This window comes from Mesonia sp. K4-1 (assembly GCF_008017825.1).
Classification (GTDB): domain Bacteria; phylum Bacteroidota; class Bacteroidia; order Flavobacteriales; family Flavobacteriaceae; genus Mesonia.
Genome location: NZ_VRLS01000052.1, coordinates 150,732 through 174,460 on the forward strand (window position 1 = coordinate 150,732; position 23,729 = coordinate 174,460).

23 protein-coding genes and 2 tRNA genes are annotated in these 23,729 nt (G+C 33.0%); 18 read left to right on the forward strand and 7 right to left on the reverse strand.

The genetic code is table 11. The features are described 5' to 3' along the window. Window positions 1-15 precede the first annotated feature (15 nt). From FT986_RS08800 to FT986_RS08825, 6 genes are all read left to right on the forward strand, one after another. A complete protein-coding gene (locus FT986_RS08800; RefSeq protein ID WP_147864713.1) occupies window positions 16-456 on the forward strand; it encodes a 2TM domain-containing protein in 441 nt (146 codons plus the stop codon). 1 nt (window position 457) lies between these two features. Continuing rightward, window positions 458-940, forward strand: a complete 483-nt coding sequence (locus FT986_RS08805; RefSeq protein ID WP_147864714.1) for a dihydrofolate reductase — start codon at window positions 458-460, stop codon at window positions 938-940. A 2-nt stretch (window positions 941-942) separates the two neighbouring features. Next, the gene (locus FT986_RS08810; protein WP_187248595.1) at window positions 943-1,797 is read left to right on the forward strand and encodes a fructosamine kinase family protein; all 855 of its coding nucleotides are present in this window, start codon (window positions 943-945) and stop codon (window positions 1,795-1,797) included. A 98-nt stretch (window positions 1,798-1,895) separates the two neighbouring features. After that, complete coding sequence (locus FT986_RS08815; protein ID WP_147864716.1) at window positions 1,896-2,396, forward strand: pyridoxamine 5'-phosphate oxidase family protein; 501 nt, start codon at window positions 1,896-1,898, stop codon at window positions 2,394-2,396. Window positions 2,397-2,493: 97 nt separating this feature from the next. Further along, on the forward strand, window positions 2,494-3,375 hold the full coding sequence (gene fabD / locus FT986_RS08820) for an ACP S-malonyltransferase (protein ID WP_147864717.1): 882 nt from the start codon (window positions 2,494-2,496) through the stop codon (window positions 3,373-3,375). A gap of 13 nt (window positions 3,376-3,388) precedes the next feature. Then, the gene (locus tag FT986_RS08825; RefSeq protein WP_147864718.1) at window positions 3,389-5,779 is read left to right on the forward strand and encodes a hypothetical protein; all 2,391 of its coding nucleotides are present in this window, start codon (window positions 3,389-3,391) and stop codon (window positions 5,777-5,779) included. 75 nt (window positions 5,780-5,854) lie between these two features. On the opposite strand, the gene FT986_RS08830 is transcribed toward FT986_RS08825, so the two are convergent. Beyond that, a complete protein-coding gene (locus tag FT986_RS08830) occupies window positions 5,855-6,994 on the reverse strand; it encodes a DegT/DnrJ/EryC1/StrS aminotransferase family protein (protein WP_147864719.1) in 1,140 nt (379 codons plus the stop codon). A gap of 94 nt (window positions 6,995-7,088) precedes the next feature. Between FT986_RS08830 and FT986_RS08835 the strand changes: the two genes are divergently transcribed. The 6 genes from FT986_RS08835 (at window position 7,089) to FT986_RS08860 (ending at window position 11,411) form a co-directional block, all read left to right on the forward strand. Next, entirely contained in the window at window positions 7,089-8,333 is a 1,245-nt protein-coding gene (locus FT986_RS08835; RefSeq protein WP_255505939.1) for a 3-deoxy-D-manno-octulosonic acid transferase, read from the forward strand. A 131-nt stretch (window positions 8,334-8,464) separates the two neighbouring features. Continuing rightward, window positions 8,465-8,695 (forward strand): hypothetical protein, encoded by a 231-nt coding sequence (locus tag FT986_RS08840; protein ID WP_147864720.1) that lies wholly within the window; start codon window positions 8,465-8,467, stop codon window positions 8,693-8,695. 30 nt (window positions 8,696-8,725) lie between these two features. Beyond that, complete coding sequence (locus tag FT986_RS08845) at window positions 8,726-9,022, forward strand: hypothetical protein (RefSeq protein WP_111540487.1); 297 nt, start codon at window positions 8,726-8,728, stop codon at window positions 9,020-9,022. Window positions 9,023-9,106: 84 nt separating this feature from the next. Continuing rightward, window positions 9,107-10,192, forward strand: a complete 1,086-nt coding sequence (locus FT986_RS08850) for a hypothetical protein (RefSeq protein ID WP_147864721.1) — start codon at window positions 9,107-9,109, stop codon at window positions 10,190-10,192. Window positions 10,193-10,288: 96 nt separating this feature from the next. Further along, the gene (locus tag FT986_RS08855) at window positions 10,289-10,855 is read left to right on the forward strand and encodes a hypothetical protein (RefSeq protein ID WP_147864722.1); all 567 of its coding nucleotides are present in this window, start codon (window positions 10,289-10,291) and stop codon (window positions 10,853-10,855) included. Window positions 10,856-10,967: 112 nt separating this feature from the next. After that, window positions 10,968-11,411 (forward strand): hypothetical protein, encoded by a 444-nt coding sequence (locus tag FT986_RS08860; protein WP_147864723.1) that lies wholly within the window; start codon window positions 10,968-10,970, stop codon window positions 11,409-11,411. Between the two features lie 93 nt (window positions 11,412-11,504). On the opposite strand, the gene FT986_RS08865 is transcribed toward FT986_RS08860, so the two are convergent. The 3 genes from FT986_RS08865 to mutS all read right to left on the reverse strand — a co-directional run bounded on the left by FT986_RS08865 (window position 11,505) and on the right by mutS (window position 14,417). Next, a tRNA-Leu gene (locus tag FT986_RS08865) sits at window positions 11,505-11,588 on the reverse strand. Window positions 11,589-11,630: 42 nt separating this feature from the next. Further along, window positions 11,631-11,703 (reverse strand) — tRNA-Gly (locus tag FT986_RS08870). An 86-nt stretch (window positions 11,704-11,789) separates the two neighbouring features. Next, entirely contained in the window at window positions 11,790-14,417 is a 2,628-nt protein-coding gene (mutS, locus tag FT986_RS08875; protein WP_370451158.1) for a DNA mismatch repair protein MutS, read from the reverse strand. Window positions 14,418-14,517: 100 nt separating this feature from the next. Between mutS and FT986_RS08880 the strand changes: the two genes are divergently transcribed. Next, window positions 14,518-15,054, forward strand: coding sequence for an RNA methyltransferase (locus FT986_RS08880; RefSeq protein WP_147864724.1), 537 nt, complete (start codon window positions 14,518-14,520; stop codon window positions 15,052-15,054). Between the two features lie 4 nt (window positions 15,055-15,058). Here FT986_RS08880 and FT986_RS08885 read toward each other — a convergent pair whose 3' ends face one another. Next, window positions 15,059-15,304: a hypothetical protein gene (locus FT986_RS08885; protein ID WP_147864725.1), complete on the reverse strand. Its 246-nt coding sequence runs from the start codon at window positions 15,302-15,304 to the stop codon at window positions 15,059-15,061. 69 nt (window positions 15,305-15,373) lie between these two features. After that, on the reverse strand, window positions 15,374-16,489 hold the full coding sequence (folK, locus tag FT986_RS08890; RefSeq protein WP_147864726.1) for a 2-amino-4-hydroxy-6-hydroxymethyldihydropteridine diphosphokinase: 1,116 nt from the start codon (window positions 16,487-16,489) through the stop codon (window positions 15,374-15,376). A 102-nt stretch (window positions 16,490-16,591) separates the two neighbouring features. On the opposite strand from folK, the gene FT986_RS08895 reads away from it, so the two are divergent. From FT986_RS08895 to rpsU, 4 genes are all read left to right on the forward strand, one after another. Next, the gene (locus FT986_RS08895; RefSeq protein ID WP_147864727.1) at window positions 16,592-17,281 is read left to right on the forward strand and encodes a queuosine precursor transporter; all 690 of its coding nucleotides are present in this window, start codon (window positions 16,592-16,594) and stop codon (window positions 17,279-17,281) included. 2 nt (window positions 17,282-17,283) lie between these two features. Further along, entirely contained in the window at window positions 17,284-19,914 is a 2,631-nt protein-coding gene (locus tag FT986_RS08900) for an AsmA-like C-terminal region-containing protein (protein ID WP_147864728.1), read from the forward strand. A gap of 52 nt (window positions 19,915-19,966) precedes the next feature. Beyond that, the gene (locus tag FT986_RS08905; protein ID WP_111540494.1) at window positions 19,967-20,830 is read left to right on the forward strand and encodes an RNA polymerase sigma factor RpoD/SigA; all 864 of its coding nucleotides are present in this window, start codon (window positions 19,967-19,969) and stop codon (window positions 20,828-20,830) included. A 145-nt stretch (window positions 20,831-20,975) separates the two neighbouring features. Next, the gene (gene rpsU / locus FT986_RS08910) at window positions 20,976-21,170 is read left to right on the forward strand and encodes a 30S ribosomal protein S21 (protein WP_111540495.1); all 195 of its coding nucleotides are present in this window, start codon (window positions 20,976-20,978) and stop codon (window positions 21,168-21,170) included. 79 nt (window positions 21,171-21,249) lie between these two features. Here the strand turns inward: rpsU and FT986_RS08915 are convergent, their stop codons facing one another. Continuing rightward, window positions 21,250-22,044 carry a DUF2797 domain-containing protein gene (locus tag FT986_RS08915; RefSeq protein WP_147864729.1) on the reverse strand — a complete coding sequence of 265 codons (795 nt, stop codon included), beginning with the start codon at window positions 22,042-22,044 and terminating at the stop codon, window positions 21,250-21,252. Between the two features lie 90 nt (window positions 22,045-22,134). Here FT986_RS08915 and FT986_RS08920 point away from each other — a divergent pair, with 90 nt between their 5' ends. Continuing rightward, the gene (locus FT986_RS08920) at window positions 22,135-23,655 is read left to right on the forward strand and encodes a GH3 auxin-responsive promoter family protein (RefSeq protein ID WP_147864730.1); all 1,521 of its coding nucleotides are present in this window, start codon (window positions 22,135-22,137) and stop codon (window positions 23,653-23,655) included. The last annotated feature ends 74 nt before the right edge of the window (window positions 23,656-23,729 follow it).

The window sequence follows — 23,729 nt, forward strand, 5'->3', positions numbered from 1 at the left end:
TAATTTACAGTTATTATGAGTTCTACACATACAAAATCTTCTAAAATAGATCCGCAGCAGCGATCACTTATTGAAAACGCTCAACGAAGAATTAAGCAAAAGAAAAAACTTACGGCTCATTTTGTAGTTTTCTTAGCCGGCTCTATCCTTTTTATTATTCTCAATTTAGTATTAAAGTTTGGAGAAAATTTTAATCCATTTAACACAAAATGGTTTGTATGGGCAATTTTAGTTTGGTTTTTCTTTTTACTGATTCATTTCATCAACGTTTTTCTTATCAATACTTTTATGGGAAAAGAGTGGGAAGAAAAGCAATTAGAAAAACTCGTAGAAAAACAACAGTTAAAAATTGAGCAGCTACAGCAAAAAGTAGATAAAGAACATCCTTTACCTCAAGGTCGTTTTCAAGATGACTCTGATTTTAAGAAACCCGATAACCCTTTAATCAATTCTTAATATGCTTACGATAATTGCTGCAGCAGGAGAAAATAATGAATTAGGAAAGGATAATGACTTGGTTTGGCACCTACCCGATGATTTTAAGCGATTTAAAAAATTGACGACTGGACATTGCATTATTATGGGAAGAAAAACATTTGAATCTTTTCCCAAACCTCTTCCTAACCGAACCCATATTGTTCTTACTCGAGATAAAGAATATCAGCCTCAAGGTTGTACAGTAGTTCACCACATAGACGACGCATTGGCTTTTGCCAGTTACGATGAGCAGCCGTTTATTATTGGTGGAGGAGAAATATATGAATTGGCATTGCCTTTTGTTCAAAAAATTGAGCTGACGCGGGTACACGGCAATTTTGAGGTGGATACCTATTTTCCCGATTTTGATAAAAATAAATGGAAATTAACAGAAGAGGTTTTTCACGAAAAAGATGAAAAGCACGACTATGAATTCACCTATTTAACCTACATTAGAAAATAAGATTGATTACCAATTCTCTTTTACATACTATTGCTGAAAAGGAAAAATTTGAAGTTTCTAATATTCAGCAGCTATATGGTGGAGATATCAATGAAGTTTTTCGCGTAAGCACTTCTAAGGGTGAAAAGGTTATCAAACTTAACACGAATACTCATCTAACTCATTTATTTAAAAGAGAGAAAGAAGGTTTAGAAGCCCTTAGCTCTACGCATACATTTATTATTCCTCAAATAGAAGGTTTAGAAGACTTAGAAAACGGTTCTTATCTTGTTATGAACTATATACCTTTAGAGACAGTCACCCAAGATCACTGGGAATTCTTTTCTGAAAACTTGGCTCTTTTGCATCAACAAACACAAGAATATTTTGGTTTCTCTAATGATAATTATATAGGTTCTTTACCCCAAATCAATACGCCTATTTATCAAAATGCGATCGATTTTTACAGAGAATTGAGATTGATACCGCAATTACAAATGGCTAAACAAAATGGCTTCACGTTTAAAAATGGAGATAGGTTTTTAAAAAATTTAGAAAACTTAATTCCTAAAGAAGCTCCAGCATTAATTCACGGAGACTTGTGGAATGGAAATTTTATCGTCACAACCCAAAACCAAATTGCGCTTATAGACCCTGCTACTCATTTTGGTATTAGAGAAATTGATTTAGCTATGATGCAATTATTTGGTGGTTTCCCCGATGCGGTTTTTAAAAGTTATGAGGAACATTTTCCGCTAGAAAAAAATTGGAGGGAGCGCCAACCTATATTTCAACTCTATTTTTTATTGGTTCACTTAAATATTTTTGGGAGCTCTTACTTTCCTCGTTGCCAAGAAATCATTAGTCGGTTTTCTTAATCTCATTCACAAAGCTTAACATTATTACTATATTTTTTAGTATTTCCTTGACGGAAACATTTGATCTACAGCCTTACCTTTAAGAAAAAACTATTGACATGAGTACTGAAAACAAAAACAGTGAAGAAGCTTTAAAGAAGCTAAAAGAAATGACCAGCAATATAGAAACCAGTATGATGATCACCAATTTAGGCGATCATCCTTTAGATGCTGTTCCTATGACGCAAAAGAAAATTGACGACCAAGGAAATATCTGGTTCTTAAGTCCGGGTGATAGCGAACACAATAAAAACATTAGTAAGGATAGTAAAACACAATTATTATACAGTGATCCTTCCGATAAGCAATTTATAAGTGTGTATGGTGATGCTGAGATCGTATTAAAGCAAGAAATTTTAGAAGAATTGTATTCAAACATTTCTGATAACTGGTTTAGCGGAGTTAATGATCCGAATCTAACCGCTATTAAATTTATACCTAAAGAAGCTTATTATTGGGATACTAAGTCTAATAAATATATTAGCTTCTTAAAAATGGGATTTGCAAGTCTTACTGGAAATCAGCAAGATGTAGGAGAAAAAGGCAAACTGAATCTATAGAATTTAGGTTGAGGTTTTGCTCCAAATGAGGTTTAGGTACAGTTCTTGTACTTAAACCTTTTTTATTACATTTGTTTTTCACCTAAAAAAAACAATTATGAAAGCATTTATATATCCTGGGCAAGGAGCGCAATTTTCTGGAATGGGATTAGACCTCTATGAAAAATACCCTCAAGCTCAAGAGATGTTTAATGAAGCGAACAAAATATTAGATTTTTCAATTACTGATGTTATGTTTGAAGGAACCGCAGAGCAATTAAAAGAAACTAAAGTTACTCAGCCTGCTATCTTTCTTCATTCTGTAATATTACATACGATATTAGGAGATCTTGCTCAACCAGATATGGTTGCGGGTCATTCTTTAGGAGAATTTTCTGCTCTAGTAGCTAATAAGACTTTAAAATTTGAAGATGCCCTTAGATTGGTTTCTCAAAGAGCTTTAGCGATGCAAAAAGCCTGCGAACTACAGGAATCTACCATGGCTGCAGTTTTAGGTCTTGAAGATGAATTGGTAGAAGCTGTTTGTGCAGAAACTGAAGGTGTTGTCGTGGCTGCAAATTACAACTGTCCTGGACAATTAGTGATTTCGGGAGAAGTAGCTGCTATAGATAGAGCTTGCGAAGAATTAAAAAAACGCGGAGCAAAAAGAGCTCTAAAACTTCCTGTTGGTGGAGCTTTTCATTCGCCGTTAATGGAACCTGCTAGAGAAGAATTAGCAAAAGCTATAGAAAACACAAGCTTTAGTGAACCTATTTGCCCCATTTATCAAAATGTAAGCACTTTTGCTGTGAGTTCTCCTGAAGAAATTAAGAAAAATCTAATATTTCAATTGACTGCACCTGTAAAATGGACCCATAGTGTAAAAAATATGATTGCAGATGGCGCGACTTCTTTTACCGAGGTTGGTCCTGGCAAAGTTCTACAAGGTTTAGTAAAAAAAGTAGATAGGACTATGGTTACGACCAGTCCTCAATTATAACAAACACAATTTTATGCAAAAACTATTCTCTCTATTCGTTTTCTTATTTACTTGTATTATCTTCTCTCAAACTCCTATTCATTCATTTGAAAGGATTAAAGAAGCTCAAAGTAATTTTTTTCAACTCGATAGAGAGAATATTTTTCTCCATCTTAATAAAACCAAATTTGTCCCTCAAGAGGGAGTTTGGTTTACAGCCTATTCTTATAGCAGTAAAAATCTATTACCCCATTCATTAACTACCAATTTACAAGTCAAGCTATTTGATGAAAGTGGTAAAGAAGTCGCTTCTAAAGTTATTTTTATATACGAAGGCGTTGGGGAAGGTTTCCTTGATATTACCGAACTGGGTTTGACTCCTGGTATATATCAAATTAAAGCTTCAACAAATTATATGAAAAACTTTAGAGAAGATTTAGCTTTTCATGAAACCATAGAAATTCTAGGTAATAACGCTTCCGCGGAAAACTCTTCTTCCGTAAAAAAGGCTTACGATTTGCAGGTATTACCGGAAGGCGGACATTTTTTGGCCCATGTGAACAACAGCGTAGGTGTTAAACTTATTGATCAAGATGGAAAAGGAGTTGAATTTTTAGAAGCAGAACTTAAAAACAGCAAAAACGAAACAGTTGCAAATTTCAAATCAAATTCATTTGGTTTGGCTAAATTTAATTTCATTCCTACGGTGGGAGAAAAATATAAAGTAGTTGTATACCTCGCTAATAAAAATAAAATAACTTCTCCATTACCTCCTATAAATGCAAAGGGAGTATCATTATCGGTTAATAACCTTCATCCCACACAAGTTATTTTATCGATTCAAACCAATACGGAAACTTTAAAAGAAATTCAGCAAAAACCTTATACGGTTTTGGTACATCAAAATGGAAATATGAATGCGATGGAATTTCTTTTTCCCGACAACAATACCCAAGTAATCTTACCTATTAAAAAATCGTCCTTAAACCCTGGGGTTAATACCATTACTATATTTAATGAGGAGAAACAGCCTATTTTAGAGCGATTAGTTTATAAAGAAATAACAGCTAAGAGAATAGACGCGTCTGTTTCTCTAAAGAAAAATCATATAGATTCTTTAGAATATGAAGTACAACTTAAAGATAATATAAAGAAAGGAAGTTTAAGTATTTCAGTTTTGCCATCGGCTACCAAATCTTATACCTCCACCCAAAGTATAGCTTCTGCTTTCTTTCTAGAGCCTTATTTAAAAGGACAGGTAGAAAATGCATCTTATTATTTTGATAAGGAAAATCCGCGACAGCGATTTTATGATTTAGATTTACTTTTACTTACGCAAGGTTGGAGTAAATATGAGTGGAATGATGTTTTTAACCATCCTCCAAAAAGTTTATACAAGTCTGAGGTTGGATTTTCCCTTAATGGAAAGATAAACAACTACAACCCTAAAAAAATTGATCAAATTTATGTAAAATCTAATCATTCTGGATTATTTGAAGTTATAGAACTTGATAATACAGGAAAGTTCACATTAGACAGTTTATTCGTTATTAAGACTGACTCATTATACATAGGCTCAATAAAGAAAAGAAATAATAAAATTAAGAAACCACAATTATCTATTAATACCTTGCCTAATTCTACAGTAGAGAATATTTCTAGAATTAATTTGCAGAATACTATAATTGATGAAGAGAAAATTCAATTACGCTCAAACCTAGAATATTTAATTAGTAACGATATAGAAGAAGTTCTTGATTCAGTAACTCTATATGGCGATAACCTAAAAAGAATTAAATCTTTATCGCACATTAATCCTTTCGAAGACTTTACACTTATTGATAAAGATGATTATTTATCTTATCCTTTTATATTAGATTATATTAGAAAAAAGAATTTTGAGGTTCATAGAAAACCAGGTTCGATAACCATTTATTCTAGACGAATACACTCTTTCATGAAAAATAAACCCACCCTAGTTTTTTTAGATAATGCAGAAATTAGCGGTGATTTTTTAGACCTTTTAACGAGTATTAGGACTGAAGATGTAGAATCAATTACTGTAAATATGAGTGGAGCTGGTTATGGCTCTAGAGGTACAGGAGGAGTGATAAGAATTATCACAAAGAAAACTTTTAATACTATTGACTATAATAAACCTTATTACCAAAAAACTCAAACTTATTTTACCAAAAATGGATTTTCTTCTAACAAATCTTTTTACGCTCCTAAATACAGTACGTTCTCCAGTGAAACTTTTCAACATTATGGAGTAATTCATTGGGTTCCTTCATTAAAATTTGAAGATCAAACTATAAATAGCTTTAAGTTTTTAAATACACTAACTAAAGAACTTACTTTCTATATAGAAGGACTTACAGAAGACGGAAATATAATTTCAGAAAAAATTAAAGTACAACCTTAATTATAAAAATCCAATAAATAAAAAAAGAGGCTTTTTTAAAAGCCTCTTTTTTTATTTATTTGTCTATTCTAATCTCTAGTCTTTCCCTACAAAATCATTCACCATTTTGGCGATATAACGTATTTGATCTTCATCTAATTCGGTATGCATAGGTAAGGCGATTACTTCTTTCACTAATTGATTGGTTACCTTGAAGTCTTCTTCATTATAACGTTCCGCATCAGCGTAAGCTTTTTGAGCATGCAATGGGATTGGATAATAAATACCACAAGGAATATTATTCTCCTGTAAGTGTTTTACTAAAGCGTCTCGTTTTCCATTCATAATACGCAAAGTATATTGATGAAATACGTGCGTATCGCAATCGCTAACCACCTCTGGAGTGATGATGTTTTTATTACTATCAAAAGCAGTACTGTATTTAAAAGCTGCTTCTTTTCTAGCTTCATTATAAATATCTAATCTAGGTAATTTTGCTCTTAACACTGCTGCTTGCAAACTATCTAACCTAGAATTTACTCCTACCACATCGTGGTGGTATCTTTCATACATCCCGTGATTAACAATTCCTCTAATGGTGTGAGCCAACTCATCGTTGTTTGTAAAAAGAGCTCCTCCGTCTCCATAACACCCTAAATTTTTGCTAGGAAAAAATGATGTTGTTCCTACATCGCCAATCGTTCCCGTTCTTTTAATGCTTTTATCGCTAGATCTATAATTAGCTCCTATCGCTTGTGCATTATCTTCAATCACAAAAAGATTATGAGCTTTAGCAATTCTCATTACTTCATCCATATTAGCACTTTGTCCGAATAAATGAACAGGGACAATCGCTTTAGTCTTAGGAGTAATTGCTTTCTCTATGGCTTTCGGATCTATATTGTAGGTATGAGGCTCCACGTCTACCAAGACTGGTGTTAAGTTTAAAAGTGCAATAACCTCTACTGTGGCAGCAAAAGTAAAATCTACTGTAATTACTTCTTCCCCTGGTTTTAAACCAAGCCCCATCATAGCAATTTGTAAAGCATCTGTACCGTTAGCACAAGGTATAACGTGCTTCACTTCTAAATACTCTTCTAATTCTTTTTGAAATTGATGTACTTCGGGACCATTAATAAAAGAGGTGTTCTGTATAATCTCCTGCATCGACGCGTCTACCTGCTCTTTTATTTCTTCGTATTGACCTTTAAGGTCAACCATTTGAATTTTTTTCATGAACTACAATATCTTTTTGCAAAAGTACAAAATATAGCCACTACCCCCAATTTGTTTTTCTTAAGAATAACGTATTTTAGCAAAAAAATAGACTTTGAAGTTTTTATATCGTTTTTTTATTTCAATTATTCAGTTTTCTTTACCATTGCTCAAGGTGATTAGTCCTAAAATGAAATTGTTCGTAGAAGGTAGAAAAAACGTCTTTCAGCAAATTCAGCGTAAGCTATCGGCTAAAAAAGAGCATAAAAGAATCTGGATTCATACAGCATCATTAGGCGAATATGAACAAGCTGTTCCTATTATAGAAGGAATTTTAGCACATAACCCAACAAGTGAAATTATTATTAGTTTCTTTTCTCCCTCGGGCTATGAAATAAAAAAAAATAATCCCTATGCGAAACTCACTACCTATCTTCCCTTAGATACCAAAACCAATGCTAAAAAATTTATAGAAGCCATTCAGCCCGATATCGCTCTATTTATTAAATATGAAATTTGGCCTAATTACCTTGATCAATTAAAAAAAAGAGAGACACCCACTTATTTAGTTTCGGCAAATTTTAGAAAAAATCAATTTTTATTTCATCCTCTTGGAGGGTTTATGTTTGCAGCTTTAAAAAGCTTTAACCATATTTTTGTTCAGCATCAAGATTCTTTACACCTTTTAAAAGATAAAGGAATTCATCATGTTAGCGTTAGTGGTGATACTCGTTTTGATCGTGTTTATCAACAGTTACAAATGCAAAACAAGCTCGCTTTCGCTGAAGAATTTAAGCAACAGCAACTATGTATGGTTTGCGGAAGCACTTGGCCAGAAGATGAAACTCTTTTACTAGAGGTAATACATAAAAACCCCGAATTGAAGTTTATAATCGCACCCCATGAAGTAGAAAAAAAGCGAATTCATTCTTTAACGGAAAAACTAAAGACCTCGTACATCTTACATTCTCAACTTCAAAAATCGAGTTTAAGGGACAAGCAAGTACTTATTATAGACAATATTGGTTTGCTTTCTAGACTTTACGCTTACGCGGATATTGCCTATGTGGGTGGCGCTGCAGGGAATACAGGGTTACACAATATTTTAGAACCCGCCACATTTGGTGTACCTATCATAATAGGAGAAAATCATAAGAAATTTCCAGAGGCAGATCTACTCATAAAAGAAAAAGCGTTATTCAGTGTGACTGATTCTCAGGCTCTTCAGACTATAGTTAAAAAATTAGTTATGGATACTGACTTTAGAATTGACACAGGTAAGAATTCTTTCCGATTCATCGAGAAAAATAGAGGTGCAAAAAATAGAATTATGATGGAAATTAAAGAAAAAATCTTTTAAAACACACAGTATCTACCTCATAAAGAATCATTTTAATTAAAAATTTAATAAAATTTTATTAGAGTTTTCTATTTTAGTATTGTTAAAATATATAATTTAGCCCCAACATTAACCATAACAATTAGCAACAAATGAAAAAATCATTTTTAGCATTAAGCTTTTTAACTTTCGCACTTGTATTTAGTTCTTGTAGAGAAGAAAAGAAATCTGAAGAACAAGTAAAAGAAGTTGAAGTAGTAAAAGAAGTTGAGGTAGAAGCTAAAGAAGACAAAGGAATCTTAGAGCGTACTGCAGAAAAAGTAGACGACGAGGTAAATAAAGAAGTAAATCAAGAAATTGAAAAAATCGGAGACGATAATTAAATTTAATACTAATACACAAAACCAAAAATTATGAAGAAATCAGTAATAATGCTAGCTATGTTATTTGCATTTTCAACAGCATTCACTTCTTGTAGAGAAGAAAACAAAAAAGAAGAAGTTGAAATGAACATGGACGAAGCTGAAAACGAAATGGACGAAGCAGGTAACGATATGGAAGATGCTGCAAACGATGCAGGAAATGCCATTGAAGATGCTGCTGAAGACACTGGAGATGCAATTGAAAACGCTGCCAATGAAACTGGTGAAGCTGTAGACAATGCTGCTCAAGAAGTTGAAGACGAAGTTGAAGGTAACGACGACATGTAATCTTTTTCTTTAGTGAAATAGAAAATCCCTTCCCTTACAGGAGGGGATTTTTGTTTATAATTATATGAATAAAACATTCCGTGTATGTGGGACGAGGCTATTGAAGCTATAAAAGACAACAATACTGTCTGGATAAAAGAAAATCGAATAGATTTCCAGCACTATTTTCAAAGAGAAAATTGTCATCCGCAAGGAAAACTTTCTGCTTTAGCGTTAGAAAAACATTACAAAGCTAAACTCTTTAAAATGTTTTTAGGTAAAAACTATAACGGCCTTGCTTTAAGCTTAGACGAAGGTACCAAATGGATAGAAAATGCTTCCTTTCTTGACGGGAACTGGGGCTGGTTATTGGGTATTGGTGTCGGTGGAGCTTATTTCGCCGATTATTGTAATGAGAAGGTTGCAAAGGAAAATTTTTCTCCTAAAAATGCTTTAGTCGCTGGAAGCGGAAAACCTTCTAGCAAACTAATCTCTCTACCCAATGGCTATGCATTAAGTGGTAGTTGGAAATACTGTAGTGGCTCTGAGCAAGCTTCATTATTTACTGCAGTTACAATTAAAGAAAAGAAACCCATTGCTATTATTATTCCCAGCAAATCAGTTATAATTAAAAAAGATTGGAATGCCATAGGATTGCCTTTAACCTGTAGTCATTCTATAGAAACCCAAGAAGCCTTTATTCCTAAGGATCATTTATTTGATTTATCTACAAACCCTAGATATAACGAATATCCCATATCCACTTATCCTTTTATAAATTTTGCAATAGCTTGTTTCACTCCGGTTATTATAGGAATTACTAAGAATCTTTTTGAAGATATTTCTGAATTTGTATCCAGTAAAGAAGAGATCTGGAAAAATCATCAACCAGAACGTTATGAGGTTATCAGTGTCAGAATCTTAGAAATCAAAACCCACTTAGAAAACACTTCGTCTCAATTTTATCATACATTAAAGAAGAGTTGGCAAAACCATTTAGAAGAACAACCAAATTTAGAAAGCGACCTATCATCAATTGCAAAAGAACTCGCTGCCTACTGCTACGAGGAATCTTTTCAAATAATTCCTTTGCTGGGAATGGTAGCTATAGAGAATGACACATCTATTCAGAGACAATTTAAAAATCTACAAACCGCTTATCAACACATGATATTTAGAAATTTCTCTTAATTATCAATCTATTTTCTGTAATTTTTATATTAGCATAATAACAGTAAAATAATAAGCTCATCTCTTTTAACCTAAACTTACCTTATTAACTCCACTATGAAAAAACTACTACTTTTAATATTCATAATTTTTTCCTCAAATCTTATAAATGCTCAACAAACATTTTCTCATGCTATAGGTGCTACTGGCTTTTTAGGCACAAGAAATGCAAACTTACACGCTGTGGGAATAACTTATTCTCCAAGACTTAATATCTTTAAAACTGGAGAATCTTCCACTATATCTGTTGGTACTAACTTGGGAATTGGATATAATTTGAAAAATAATTTTGCTGACAAAAATCCAATTACATTTCATATACCCATAAGCATCGACTTTAATTTTGGTCTTGCCAGCACAAAAGCCTCATTTACAAAAAATAAATCTGGTGGTTTTTTTGGTTTAGGATATAGCTTTGAACAAGCCGGCTTAAGTCTTGACGAAAACAATATAGAAGAAGACACTTTCGTTAAAGAAAACATCAATGGTCCTATGGTAAATTTAGGATACCAGTTTAAAATCGCCTCTCAAGCATTTGGAATACGGGCTTCTTATTTATATGGTATAGGTGATTTTGAAGGTGGTTATTTAACTTCTCTAACCTTACAATATATTTTTGATTAAACTATATTCACTATTACATATTTCTAACATTAGACTATATAGTAAAATCTTTTCGATTCTAATTTTATATTATCTTTAGGTTTCACAAAACATTTTAATCATAAACTATACAATGAAAAAAACATTCTCATTTCTATTCTTATTTATAACTATAAGCGTTCTCTCTCAAAATAAGCCTAAAGAGCAGGTTGAGAATTTTTTCACTCAATATCAAGAACAAAGCGCAACTATTGCAATTGACAATCTCTACAAAACTAATCAATGGATGGATAGAGCTACCGATGCAATAACAGATTTAAAAAATAAAATGGAGGGTCTCAATACTGATTTTGTAGGAAAATTTTATGGCTATGAGCTGATCTTAGAAAAGAAACTTGGAGAAAGCTTTATTTTATTGAGCTATTTAGGAAAGTATGACCGCCAACCAATTAGATTTACTTTTGAATTTTATAAACCGAACGATACTTGGAAAATATTCGGACTGAAATTTGACGGAGATCTTGATAACGAAATTGAAGAAGCTGCAAAATTATATTACCATCGTCTTGACGATTAAAACAACCTAACTACAATTACAACATAAAACTACTCGATTAATTCTAAAAAACCAAAAAAGCCTTGAAAATCAAAAGATTAACAAGGCTTTGAGTACTCGGGACGGGACTTGAACCCGTACGAACTAATGTTCATTGGATTTTAAGTCCAACGTGTCTACCAATTCCACCACCCGAGCCAATATGTTTTTATAAAGTATATAAATAACTAGTAGACTCTGAGCGAAAAACGGGATTCGAACCCGCGACCTCCACCTTGGCAAGGTGGCGCTCTACCAACTGAGCTATTTTCGCGTAATCTGTAAATGAACGTGCAATCGTGATTGCGGATGCAAATTTAATCCTTTTTTTAGCTTTTCAAAGAAAAATCGAAAGAAAATTTATTTTTTTTCTGTTTTAGACTGCTGCACCCCTAGCATTCTCTTAATTTCATTTAATTTCATCAACGCCTCCACTGGCGTAAGTGTATCAATATCAATATGTAATATATCTTCTTTTATTTCTTCTAATAAAGGATCATCTAATTTAAAAAAACTTAGTTGAGGTTCTTTTTCTGTAGCTTTTTTTACTTGATTACTTAAACCTTCTTCTCCATGAGACTTTTCAAGCTTTTTCAATATCTTATTTGCTCTGTGTAATACCTGTTGAGGCATACCTGCCATCTTAGCCACATGAATTCCAAAACTATGTTCGCTGCCACCCGGAGTGAGTTTTCTTAAAAACAACACATTATCTTTTAATTCTTTTACAGAAACGTTATAATTTTTAATCCGTGTAAACGTTTGTGTCATTTCATTTAATTCGTGATAATGGGTTGCAAATAGAGTTTTTGCTTTAGAAGGGTGTTCGTGTAAATATTCGCTTATCGCCCAAGCAATCGAAATACCGTCATAAGTACTTGTTCCTCTCCCTATCTCATCGAGCAGTATTAAGCTTCTTTCCGATAAGTTATTAAGAATATTGGCGGTTTCGTTCATTTCTACCATAAAAGTAGATTCTCCCAGTGAAATATTGTCACTTGCTCCCACTCTGGTAAAAATTTTATCTACTAAACCTATTTCGGCCGCTTTTGCTGGCACAAAACTACCCATTTGAGCTAACAATACAATTAATGCTGTTTGCCTTAAGATAGCCGACTTACCACTCATATTAGGACCAGTAATCATGATAATTTGCTGCTCGGCTCTATCTAAACTTACATTATTAGAAACATACAACTCACCCGCTGGCAATTGTTTTTCAATTACAGGATGCCTCCCTTCTTCAATGTATAAATCGTGCCCCATATTTATCGTAGGTTCACAGTAGTTTTCTTCTAATGCCAATTGTGCAAAACTTTGCAAGCAGTCCAAACGCGCTACAAGAGAAGCATTTTTTTGAATCACCTCTATATAATCGGCCATCCAAAGCACCATTTTATGAAATATCTCTTGCTCTAAAGCATAAATTTTCTCTTCGGCTCCTAAAATTTTGGATTCGTATTCTTTTAGCTCTTCGGTAATGTAACGTTCGGCATTCACTAGGGTTTGTTTTCTCACCCAACTTTCGGGTACTTTGTCTTTGTGAGCGTTTCGTACTTCTATATAATACCCAAAAACATTATTACTAGCTATCTTTAAACTCGTAATTCCTGTCGCTTCCACCTCACGCGCAAGCATCTTATCTAAATAATCTTTCCCAGAAAATGCCAATTGTCGCAGCTCGTCCAGCTCTTGAGAAAATCCTGTTGCAATCGCATTTCCTTTATTAATATTTACGGGAGCTTCCTCGTGTAAAGACTCTTCTATCTTTTTACGAAGCAAATCACAACTGTGTAAATTTTCTGAAATAACCTGCAAAGCTTCTGCTTCGCTCGATGCGGAAAGTTCCTTAATAGGAAGAATCGCATCTAATGATTTTTTTAACTGAACAACTTCTCGCGGACTTATTTTTTGAGTGGCGACCTTAGAAATTAAACGCTCTAAATCTCCAATTTTATTTATATGTTCCTGTATTTCTTTTCGCTGCTGCGGATTTTTAATAAAATATTTCACCACTGCATGCCTTGCTTCAATCTTTTCTTTATTCTTTAACGGAAGTGCCAACCAACGTTTTAACAACCTTCCTCCCATAGCAGAAAGTGTTTTATCTATCACATCTAAAAGCGTCACCGCCTGTAAAGCGTTTCCTTGATAAAGTTCTAGATTGCGAATGGTAAACCTATCCATCCACACATACTCTTCTTCGGCAATTCTCGATAAGGAAGAAATGTGTTGCAATTGTTTATGCTGAGTTTCGGCTAAATAATGCAAAACTGCACCAGAGGCTATAATCCCTTCGGGTAATCGATCTACACCAAAACCTTTTAAGTTTTTCGTTTGAAAATGGTTGGTTAGCGTCTCATCTGCATAATCGGGTTGAAAAATCCAATCTTCGAGATAAAAGGTATGAAAATTCTCTCCCCATAATTCCGTAAAGTTTTTTCTATTCTTTTTCGGAATTAAAACTTCACTAGGTTGAAAATTCTGTAAAAGCTTATCAATATGTTCTGCATCACCTTGAGCAGTTAAAAACTCTCCTGTAGAAACGTCTAAGAATGAAATTCCGTAAAGTTTTTTTCCAAATTGTACTGCAGCCAAAAAGTTATTGCTTTTACTCTGTAACACCTCATCGTTCAACGAAACGCCAGGAGTTACCAATTCGGTTACCCCTCGTTTTACAATTTTTTTGGTTTGTTTAGGATCTTCTAGTTGATCGCAAATTGCTACCCGCTGCCCAGCTTTTACCAGTTTAGGCAAATAATTATTTAAAGAATGATGGGGAAAGCCAGCCAATTCGAGTTTTTCGCCACCGTTATTTCTATTGGTAAGTACAATATTCAAAATTCTCGCTGCTTTAATAGCATCTTCCCCAAAGGTTTCATAAAAATCGCCCACCCGAAACAACAACATCGCATCGGGATATTTAGCCTTAATGGCGTTATATTGTTTCATTAATGGCGTTACTTTGGGAGCTTTTTTTGCAGTCAAAATTTTTCTTTTTTAATCAAGAAGTAAAAATAAGAATTCTATGTTTCACAGAAGACGTAAAATGCTTTCCTGTTTATAAGTTTTCATTATTTTCGCAGTTATGAAAAATAGAAAATTAAAAAACAGCGAGCTTGACAGAAAATCTATTGAAGATTTTAAAGAAGCTAAAAAAACTCCATTAATCGTTATCTTAGACAATATTAGAAGCCTTAATAATATAGGATCTGTTTTTAGAACTGCCGATGCTTTTTTGATTGAAAAAATTTTTCTTTGCGGAATTACCGCCACCCCACCTCATAAAGACATTCAAAAAACCGCTTTAGGCGCCACCGATACTGTGGTGTGGGAGCATCAAGAAAACACCGAAGACGTGATCAAAGAACTCCGTGAAAAAGGAGTGAAAATTTTGAGCATCGAACAGGCTGAAGATGCTGTAATGCTAAATGATTTTTCTCCTAAAAACGATGAAACCTATGCTATTGTTTTTGGGAATGAAGTAAAAGGAGTACAGCAAAGTGTCGTTTCAGCGAGTGATTATGTTATTGAAATTCCGCAATACGGGAGTAAACATTCTTTAAACATATCGGTAAGTGCCGGTGTAGTCATTTGGGATCTATTTGCGAAAATGCATAAGTAAATTTCTAAAAATAAATCAAGAATAAGATAATAAATATAACCCCGAAAGTTATAAATGACCAAAACACTATCTCCTGTTTTTTATTTACTTTGTTAGCTTTATTTTTAATCTCAGACCTTACTTGTTCTATTTTTTCTTTAGAATATTTTTTTAAAAATGGGCTTTCGCTTTTTTGAGTTTTATATAAATGACTGCTATTCTTTTTAAATTTTTGACGATTAGAACCACGCAAAGCTCTATTTTGCTTCATGCGATTAATCATATCAAAAACGTGACCCGATCCGTAACTCATCTTTAAAATTTTACATTTAAAGTTAGTTTATTCTTGAATCTCTTCCAAAATTTTTAAATAATCCTCTCGGTGTTCTACAAAATCTAAGTGAGAAATATCAATGACTTTTACATTAAGATGTTGCTGGTTTTTTATAAAATTTAGATAGCCTTTATTAATATTTTCTAAGTAATCTGCAGGAATTTTTTGTTCGTAACTTCTACCTCGCTTTTTTATATTCTCTAATAAACGCTCTGTGTTTTGGTAGAGATACACGTATAAATCTGGCTTTGCCAAATCTTTATACATAATATCAAAAAGCTTTTTATAAAGATTAAACTCTTCTTGTTGCAAGGTTACTTTAGCAAAAATGAGGGATTTATAAATATCGTAATCGCCCACCATAAAATCACTAAACAAATCGTACTGTGAAATATCATCGAGCAATTGCTGGTAGCGATCTGCTAAAAAAGACATTTCTAAAGGAAAAGCATAACGGTGTTGATCTTTATAAAATTTAGGTAAAAAGGGATTGTCTTTAAACCGCTCGCAAATAAGTTTTGCCTGATAGTCTTCAGCAATCATAGTGGCTAAACTCGTCTTACCAGCTCCTATATTGCCTTCTATAGCTATATATTTATAATGGTTAAGATTTAGAGTTTTTACTTTCAGTTTTTCAGAAGAAATTTTAATTTGACTTGCGGACAATTCACCTTTTAATTGTTGAATGCTTTTTTGAGATTGAGGATGAATCGTTTCTGCTGCTATTTCCGTTAAGGGAAAAAGAACAAAATCTCGTTGATGCAAATGAGCGTGAGGAATTTCTAAATCTTTTTCGCTTATCAACTCATTTCCGTAAAGAAGAATATCTAAATCTAATGTCCTATTTTGATAGCCATTAATGGAACGCTGCCTCCCGTACAAATTTTCGATATCTAATAGATGTTGAAGAACCTTTTTAGCCGAAAATCTAGTTTTTACAGCTAGGCAAGCATTAAAAAAATCTTGACCTTCAAAACCAAATGCCGCAGTTTCATAAATGGAAGAAATCTGTACGACATCTCCAATTCTTTCTTGAATTGCATCTACTGCTAATTGTAAGTATTGATGTCTATCTCCTTGATTACTTCCTAAAGCAATGTATGTTAGTGTGGATTTTTTCAAAAATTTAACAGAATGGGTTCTACAATTTCACAGCAAATTAAGCAAAACAAATTTACATACTCCTAAATTTGCCGTTTAGAGATATTAACAAATTTAGTTTAATTGAAAGGGAGCAAAAAGTTATTGGCCTATAAAGTGTACTTTATTTTGGGGGCACTATTTATATCGGCTTTAGTGGTTTCTAACTTAATATTTAAAAAATTTTTCTATTGGGATTTTTTCGGTATTCATCGTTTTGAAATATCTGTAGGTATTTTGCCCTATCCTATTACGTTTCTTATCACCGATCTTATAAGTGAAATTTACGGAAAGAAAAAAGCTAACCAAGTTGTCATTGCAGGAATTTTCGCTTCTGTATTTTCATTATTTATTATTTACGTAGCCGCACAAGTACCTGCTACAGCCTGGTCACCTATAGATGACAACTTATTTAATACGGTGTTTGGTTCTACCGCAATTGCTGTAATGGCATCGATGATGGCTTATTTATTAGCTCAATTGGTAGACATACAATTGTACCATTTTTGGAAGAAATTAACCCAAGGGAAACATTTATGGTTACGTAACAATTTTTCTACGTTTTTGTCTCAATTTGTAGATACCTTTGTGGTACTACTATTGCTATGTAGTTTTAATGAAATTGAATGGGATTTGTTTGGTGTTTTACTATTAAGCGGCTTTTTATTTAAAGTATTAATAGCATTACTAGACACTCCTTTTTTGTACCTAGCAGTATATATTTTTAGAAAGAAATTTAACTTAAAATCAACTCAAGAATTAAGCATAGAGTAATTATGAAAAAATCATTAAAAATAATCGGAATTGTACTCGGGGTTTTAATCATCCTTATTTTCTTGGCTCCTATTCTTTTTAAAGGGCCAATTGAAAAAGCAATAAAAAAATCGATCAACAATAATATAAATGCTACTGTAAGCTGGGAAGAGCTAGATTTAAGCCTATATAAAAGCTTTCCCGATGCTTTAGTAACTTTAAAAAACCTTAGCGTTATTAATAAAGAACCTTTTGCAGGAGATACATTGGCTTCTGGAGAAGAAATTAAATTAAGCATGGATATTCCTCAACTGTTTAAAAGCGGTGATGAACCTTTAAGTATTAATGAGCTTATTTTAAATACGGCTTATGTAAATATAAAGGTAGATTCTTTGGGGAATGCTAATTACGATATTGCTAAAAAAACTCCCCCAACTTCTACTCAAGATACTGCTAGCACTGGCGGACTTTCTTTAGATGTTCAGCACTATGAGATTAACAACACCAGAATTAACTATTTAGACGAAAAAACCAAAACGTTTTTAAAAATTTCTGAGTTTAATCATGAAGGAACAGGAGATTTTTCTGCGGCAACAACAAAACTAGAAACTACTTCAGAAGGAATTATCTCTTTTGAGTTAGACAGCATCAATTACCTTAAAGGTCACAAGTTAAAATTAGATGCCGACTTTGAACTCGATTTAGAAAACCAAAAATATACTTTCTTAGAAAACGAAGCTTACATCAATCAATTGCCATTAACCTTTAATGGATTTGTGAAAGTTAACGAGAATAATGACGAGATAGATTTAACGTTTAAAACTCCATCATCAGACTTTAAAAATTTCTTGGCGGTAATACCAGAAACCTATGCTAAAAATCTAGACGGTGTTGAAACCACAGGAGATTTTATGCTTAACGGAAGTATTAAAGGTATTGTAGATGAAACTCATATTCCTCAATTAGATATTTCGGTAAAAAGTGATAACGCTTCTTTTAAATACGCAGAATTACCTAAACGTGTAGAGAATATAAAATTAGATGCTGTTCTTAAAAATGAAACAGGCCTTGTTGAAGACACCTACCTAAACTTAGATCAGCTTAATTTTCAAATAGATCAAGATGTATTTTCTGCTAAAGGAAATTTTAAAAACCTTACCGAAAATATGTTGGTTAACCTTGCCGTGAATGGGACTTTAAACCTTGCCAATCTTAAAAAAGCTTACCCTATCGATTTAGAGATGGATTTAAACGGTATTCTTAAAGCTAATTTCACTACTAACTTTGATATGAACTCTATTGAAAGAGAACAATATCAAAATGTAAAAAGTAACGGTAAAGCCAGTATCACCAATTTTAAATACGTCTCTCCCGAGATTCCTAATGATGTAAATATTGCTAAAGCCAGCCTTAATTTTAACACCACAAAAGTTGCTTTAGAAGAGATGCAGATAAAATCTGGACAAACCGATGCTAATATTTCGGGGTCTTTAGAAAATCTAATGGGATACTTATTTTCAGATCAAGATTTAAAAGGTAGATTTAATGTCCAGTCTAATACTTTTTCATTAAACGATTTCATGGTCGCTTCCGCGGAAGCAAAAACCGAAACAACTCAAGAAAATAAAGTTAGTTCTACCAGCAAAGAAGAGGCTATAAAAATCCCTTCTTTCTTGGATGCCCGATTAGACTTCACCGCTAACAAGGTTTTATATGACGATCTTACCTTAACTAACGTAAAAGGAGCGGTTATTATTAAAGATGAAACCGCAAAATTAGAAAATGTAACTTCTAATATTTTTGGAGGAAATATAGGAATTAGCGGGAATGTATCTACTAAAAATACTACTCCAACTTTTGATATGAATCTTGGATTGAAGAGTATAGACATTGTACAATCTTTTAACGGATTAGAAATTATACAAACTATGGCTCCTCTAGCTAAAGCCCTTCAAGGAGATTTAAATACTACGATTAACCTTAAGGGGAATTTAAATAATGACTTTACACCCATCATCGCAAGTTTAGCAGGAGATGCTTTTGCTCAAATTTTAGATGCAAAAGTAAATTCTGAAAAAACACCTTTATTAGCTAAACTCGACGGAAGGTTAGATTTCATCAATTTAGATAATTTAGATTTAAAGAACCTACAAACCAATTTATCCTTTAGTGATGGTAAAGTCAACGTAAAACCTTTTGATTTTAATATTAAAGGAATAAATATTACTGCTGGAGGTTCACACAGTTTTGAAAATGTAATGGATTATACCTTATCATTAGATGTTCCTGCTAAATATCTTGGTTCTAGTGTTGGTGGAGAAATCGCAAAATTAAGTGCATCAGACCTAGAGACTATGACCGTAGCCCTACCTATTGGCTTAAGCGGAACTTTTACTAGTCCTAACGTAAATGTAAATACTAAACAAGCTGTACAAGAGTTAACACAGCAAATTATTGCTACTCAAAAAGATAAAGCAATAGACAAAACTAAAGATAAAATAAAAGATTTATTGGGTGGTGGTAAAGAAGAGACAACAAATACGACTACTAAAGATACAACCACAACACAACCAAAAGATAAAGAGGATAAAATTAAAGAAGCCGCAGGCAATGTCCTTAAAGATCTTTTTGGAAAAGGAAAAGATAAAAAATAAAACCCTTGGTTAGCGCTTTTTTGCTAACTTACATAAAAAACAGTTTTACTATATGAGACAACTAAAAATTACCAAGCAAGTAACCAATAGAGAATCGGTTTCTTTAGACAAGTACTTGCAAGATATTGGTAAAGTAGATTTGATTACTGCTGAAGAAGAAGTAGAACTGGCTCAAAAAATTAGAGAAGGAGATCAAATAGCTTTAGACAAACTAACTACAGCAAATCTTCGTTTTGTGGTTTCAGTTGCCAAACAATATCAAAATCAAGGGCTTACCTTACCCGATTTAATTAATGAAGGTAATGTAGGTTTGGTTAAAGCTGCTAAGAGGTTTGACGAAACTAGAGGTTTTAAATTTATATCTTATGCCGTTTGGTGGATACGTCAATCTATATTACAAGCTTTAGCAGAACAAAGTAGAATTGTTCGCTTACCGCTGAATAAAATCGGTTCTATTAACAAGATCAATAAAGCTTTCTCTCATTTAGAGCAAACCAATCAAAGACCACCGACAGCTGAAGAGATTGCTAAAGAATTAGATTTGAGTATTAGTGTCGTAAGACAATCTTTAAAAAACTCTGGAAGGCATTTATCTATGGATGCTCCTTTAAGAGAAGGAGAAACCTCTAGCTTATATGATGTTGTGAATAGCGGAGATTCGCCCAACCCAGACCAATCTTTAATGCATGATTCTTTAACTATAGAAATTACCAGAGCTTTAGATACTTTATCTACACGTGAAGCAGATGTAATTAAATTATTTTATGGCTTAGGAAATCACCAAGCTATGAGTTTGGAAGAAATTGGAGAAACCTTTGGTCTTACTAGAGAACGCGTTAGACAGATACGAGAGAAAGGGATACGAAAACTAAAAGATTCATCGAAAAATAAAATCTTGAGAAATTATTTAGGATAATTTCGTAAATAATTCATTTTTACTTCATTTATAGATATTTATTTATATCTTTGCACCTCAATTTTTTTGCAAAACTATTTGTTTTCAATTATTGGACGCGATACTTGAAGTATCATTATAAAATTTAATATTAAAAAAACACTATATGCTAATTGTAAAAGTAAAAGACGGTGAAAAGATAGAGCGTGCTTTAAAACGTTTAAAAAGAAAGTATCGTGATACTAAAACGCTTCAGAAATTAAGAGATAACAAACATTTCACAAAACCATCTGTGGAGAAAAGAAGACAAATTCAAAAAGCTTCTTATATTCAGCATTTAAGAGATCAAGAAGATATATAATAGGCTTTCGCTTATTTATAATATAAAAAAGGTTCGATAAATTTTATCGAACCTTTTTCTATTTGTACTCATTAGCAAATTAGTTTATCTCTAATCTCACATAAAGCCCTTCATTGCTACGTATATTAAATACGGTATTATCTTCAAAGATTAAATATTGCCCTTTAACCCCTTTAAGCACGCCGCTATAATCTAACTTCTTTTGAAGGTTTAAACTTTTAAGCTTCGTTGGGTAAGATAAAACAGGAAAATTAATTTCTGTTTCTTTGTTATTTTTTAAGATATAAGACTCAACTTCTTCGGGTAAAAACTCTACCAATTTATTTCTAGTTTCTTCTAAGTTTACATCCTCAATTTCATTTTTAAGCATGGTTCGCCAATTGGTTTTATCGGCTATATGATCTTTAAGAGCTACTTCGGCAATTCCGGCAAGGTATCGATTAGGAACTTCTAAAATTTCTAAAGCTTCGTGAGCTCCTTGATCTATCCAACGTGTAGGAACTTGAGTCTTTCTGGTTACCCCCACTTTTACATTACTAGAATTTGCTAAATAAACAATATGTGGCTGAAGCTGAACTCTTTTTTCATATTCTAGATCTCTGTCTTCTTTATCTAAATGAGCCGTGCTGAGTTCTGGTTTCATAATCCAATCTCCTGCCTGTGGGATTTCATAAAAACAGTCATAACAAAATCCCTGTCTAAAAATTTTCTTGTCTTTACCACAATTAAGACATTGAAATTTTAAGAATGATAAACTTATTTTTTGATCTAAAATTTGATTTAGGTGAAGAAAATCGTTCTCAAATACTAAGTAGTATTGAACTTTCTCTTTTAATTCGGTAGGCATTTTTTTTAGTACTCCTTCAAATAGCATATTTTTTTTATTTTTACTAAGAAAGTGATTCTATCAACTTTTAAGTTTTATTTTTATAACTTTCAATAAAGGTTTAAATATACACGATTAATGCCAATTCCTATTGTAAATTCAATTGCTTCCTGGTTCTTAAAGAAAAGAATCCATCAAATGGAGCTATTCATAAAATATCCACATGAAGTTCAAAGTGAGATTTTGCATCAGTTAATCGAAAAATCAAAACACACACTTATTGGACAAAAACACGATTTCGCTAGCATACGCAATTACACTACATTTAAGGAAAGAGTACCTGTTCAATCTTATGAAGATATAGAACCCTTAATAGAAAGAAGTCGTCGAGGTGAAAACAACATATTTTGGCCCACTCCTATAAAGTGGTTTGCAAAATCTAGCGGAACCACCAATGCTAAAAGCAAATTTATACCTGTAAGTCCAGAGTCTTTAGAAGACTGTCATTATGCTGCGAGTAAAGATTTGCTATGCCTTTATTTAAATAACAATGAGAACTCTCAACTGTTTACAGGAAAGAGTTTACGCTTAGGCGGAAGTAAAGAATTATACAGAGAAAACGGAACGGTATTCGGAGATTTATCGGCTATTCTTATTGACAATATGCCATTTTGGGCTACATACAGCTCTACGCCCAACAACGAAATATCATTGATGAGTGATTTTGAAGCCAAAATGCAAGCCGTTGTTAAAAGTACTATTCAAGAGAATGTCACCAGTTTAGCTGGAGTTCCTTCTTGGATGTTGGTGCTTCTTAACAATGTGATGCAATACACCCAAAAAGCAAGTTTACAAGAGGTGTGGCCAGATTTGGAAGTCTATTTTCATGGCGGTGTAAGTTTTGAACCTTATCAAGAACAATATCATAATTTAATTTCTAAGCCTAATTTTAAATATTACGAGACCTACAATGCATCAGAAGGTTTTTTTGCCGTACAAGATAGGAATGATAGCAAAGAGCTTTTACTCATGTTAGACTACGGTATTTTCTATGAGTTTATCCCGATGGACAGCTATGGTTCTTTAGAAGAAAAAGTAATTCCGTTAAGCGAAGTAGAAATTGGTGTTAATTACGCGATTATCATTACTACCAATGCGGGTTTATGGCGTTATAAAATAGGAGACACAGTTAGATTTACCTCTACTTACCCTTACAGAGTAAAAGTTACGGGGAGAACCAAACACCATATTAATGTTTTTGGAGAGGAACTCATTATCGAAAATGCAGAACAAGCGCTAAAAAAAGCAACTAAATTAACCGCCTGCGAAATTGTAGATTATACGGCTGGACCTATTTTTATGGAAGGCAAAAATAAAGGCGCCCACGAATGGATTATTGAGTTTAAAACTCCGCCTGAAAATCTTCACCATTTTGAACGTTGCTTAGATGAAACTTTGCAAACCCTTAATAGCGACTACGAAGCTAAAAGAAAAAATAACGTGACTCTTAATATGCTTAAAGTACATATCGCTAAAGAACAATTGTTCTATACGTGGTCTAAGCAAAACAATAAACTTGGCGGACAGCATAAAATCCCTAGGCTTTCCAATAAGAGGGATTATCTGGAGGAGTTGTTAGAGATTAATAAGCATTTATAACATTTAACTCCATTAAAATACACCCCTGCTCTACTTGAGAGTTTTTAATTAATAGATATTTCAAGTAACCACCT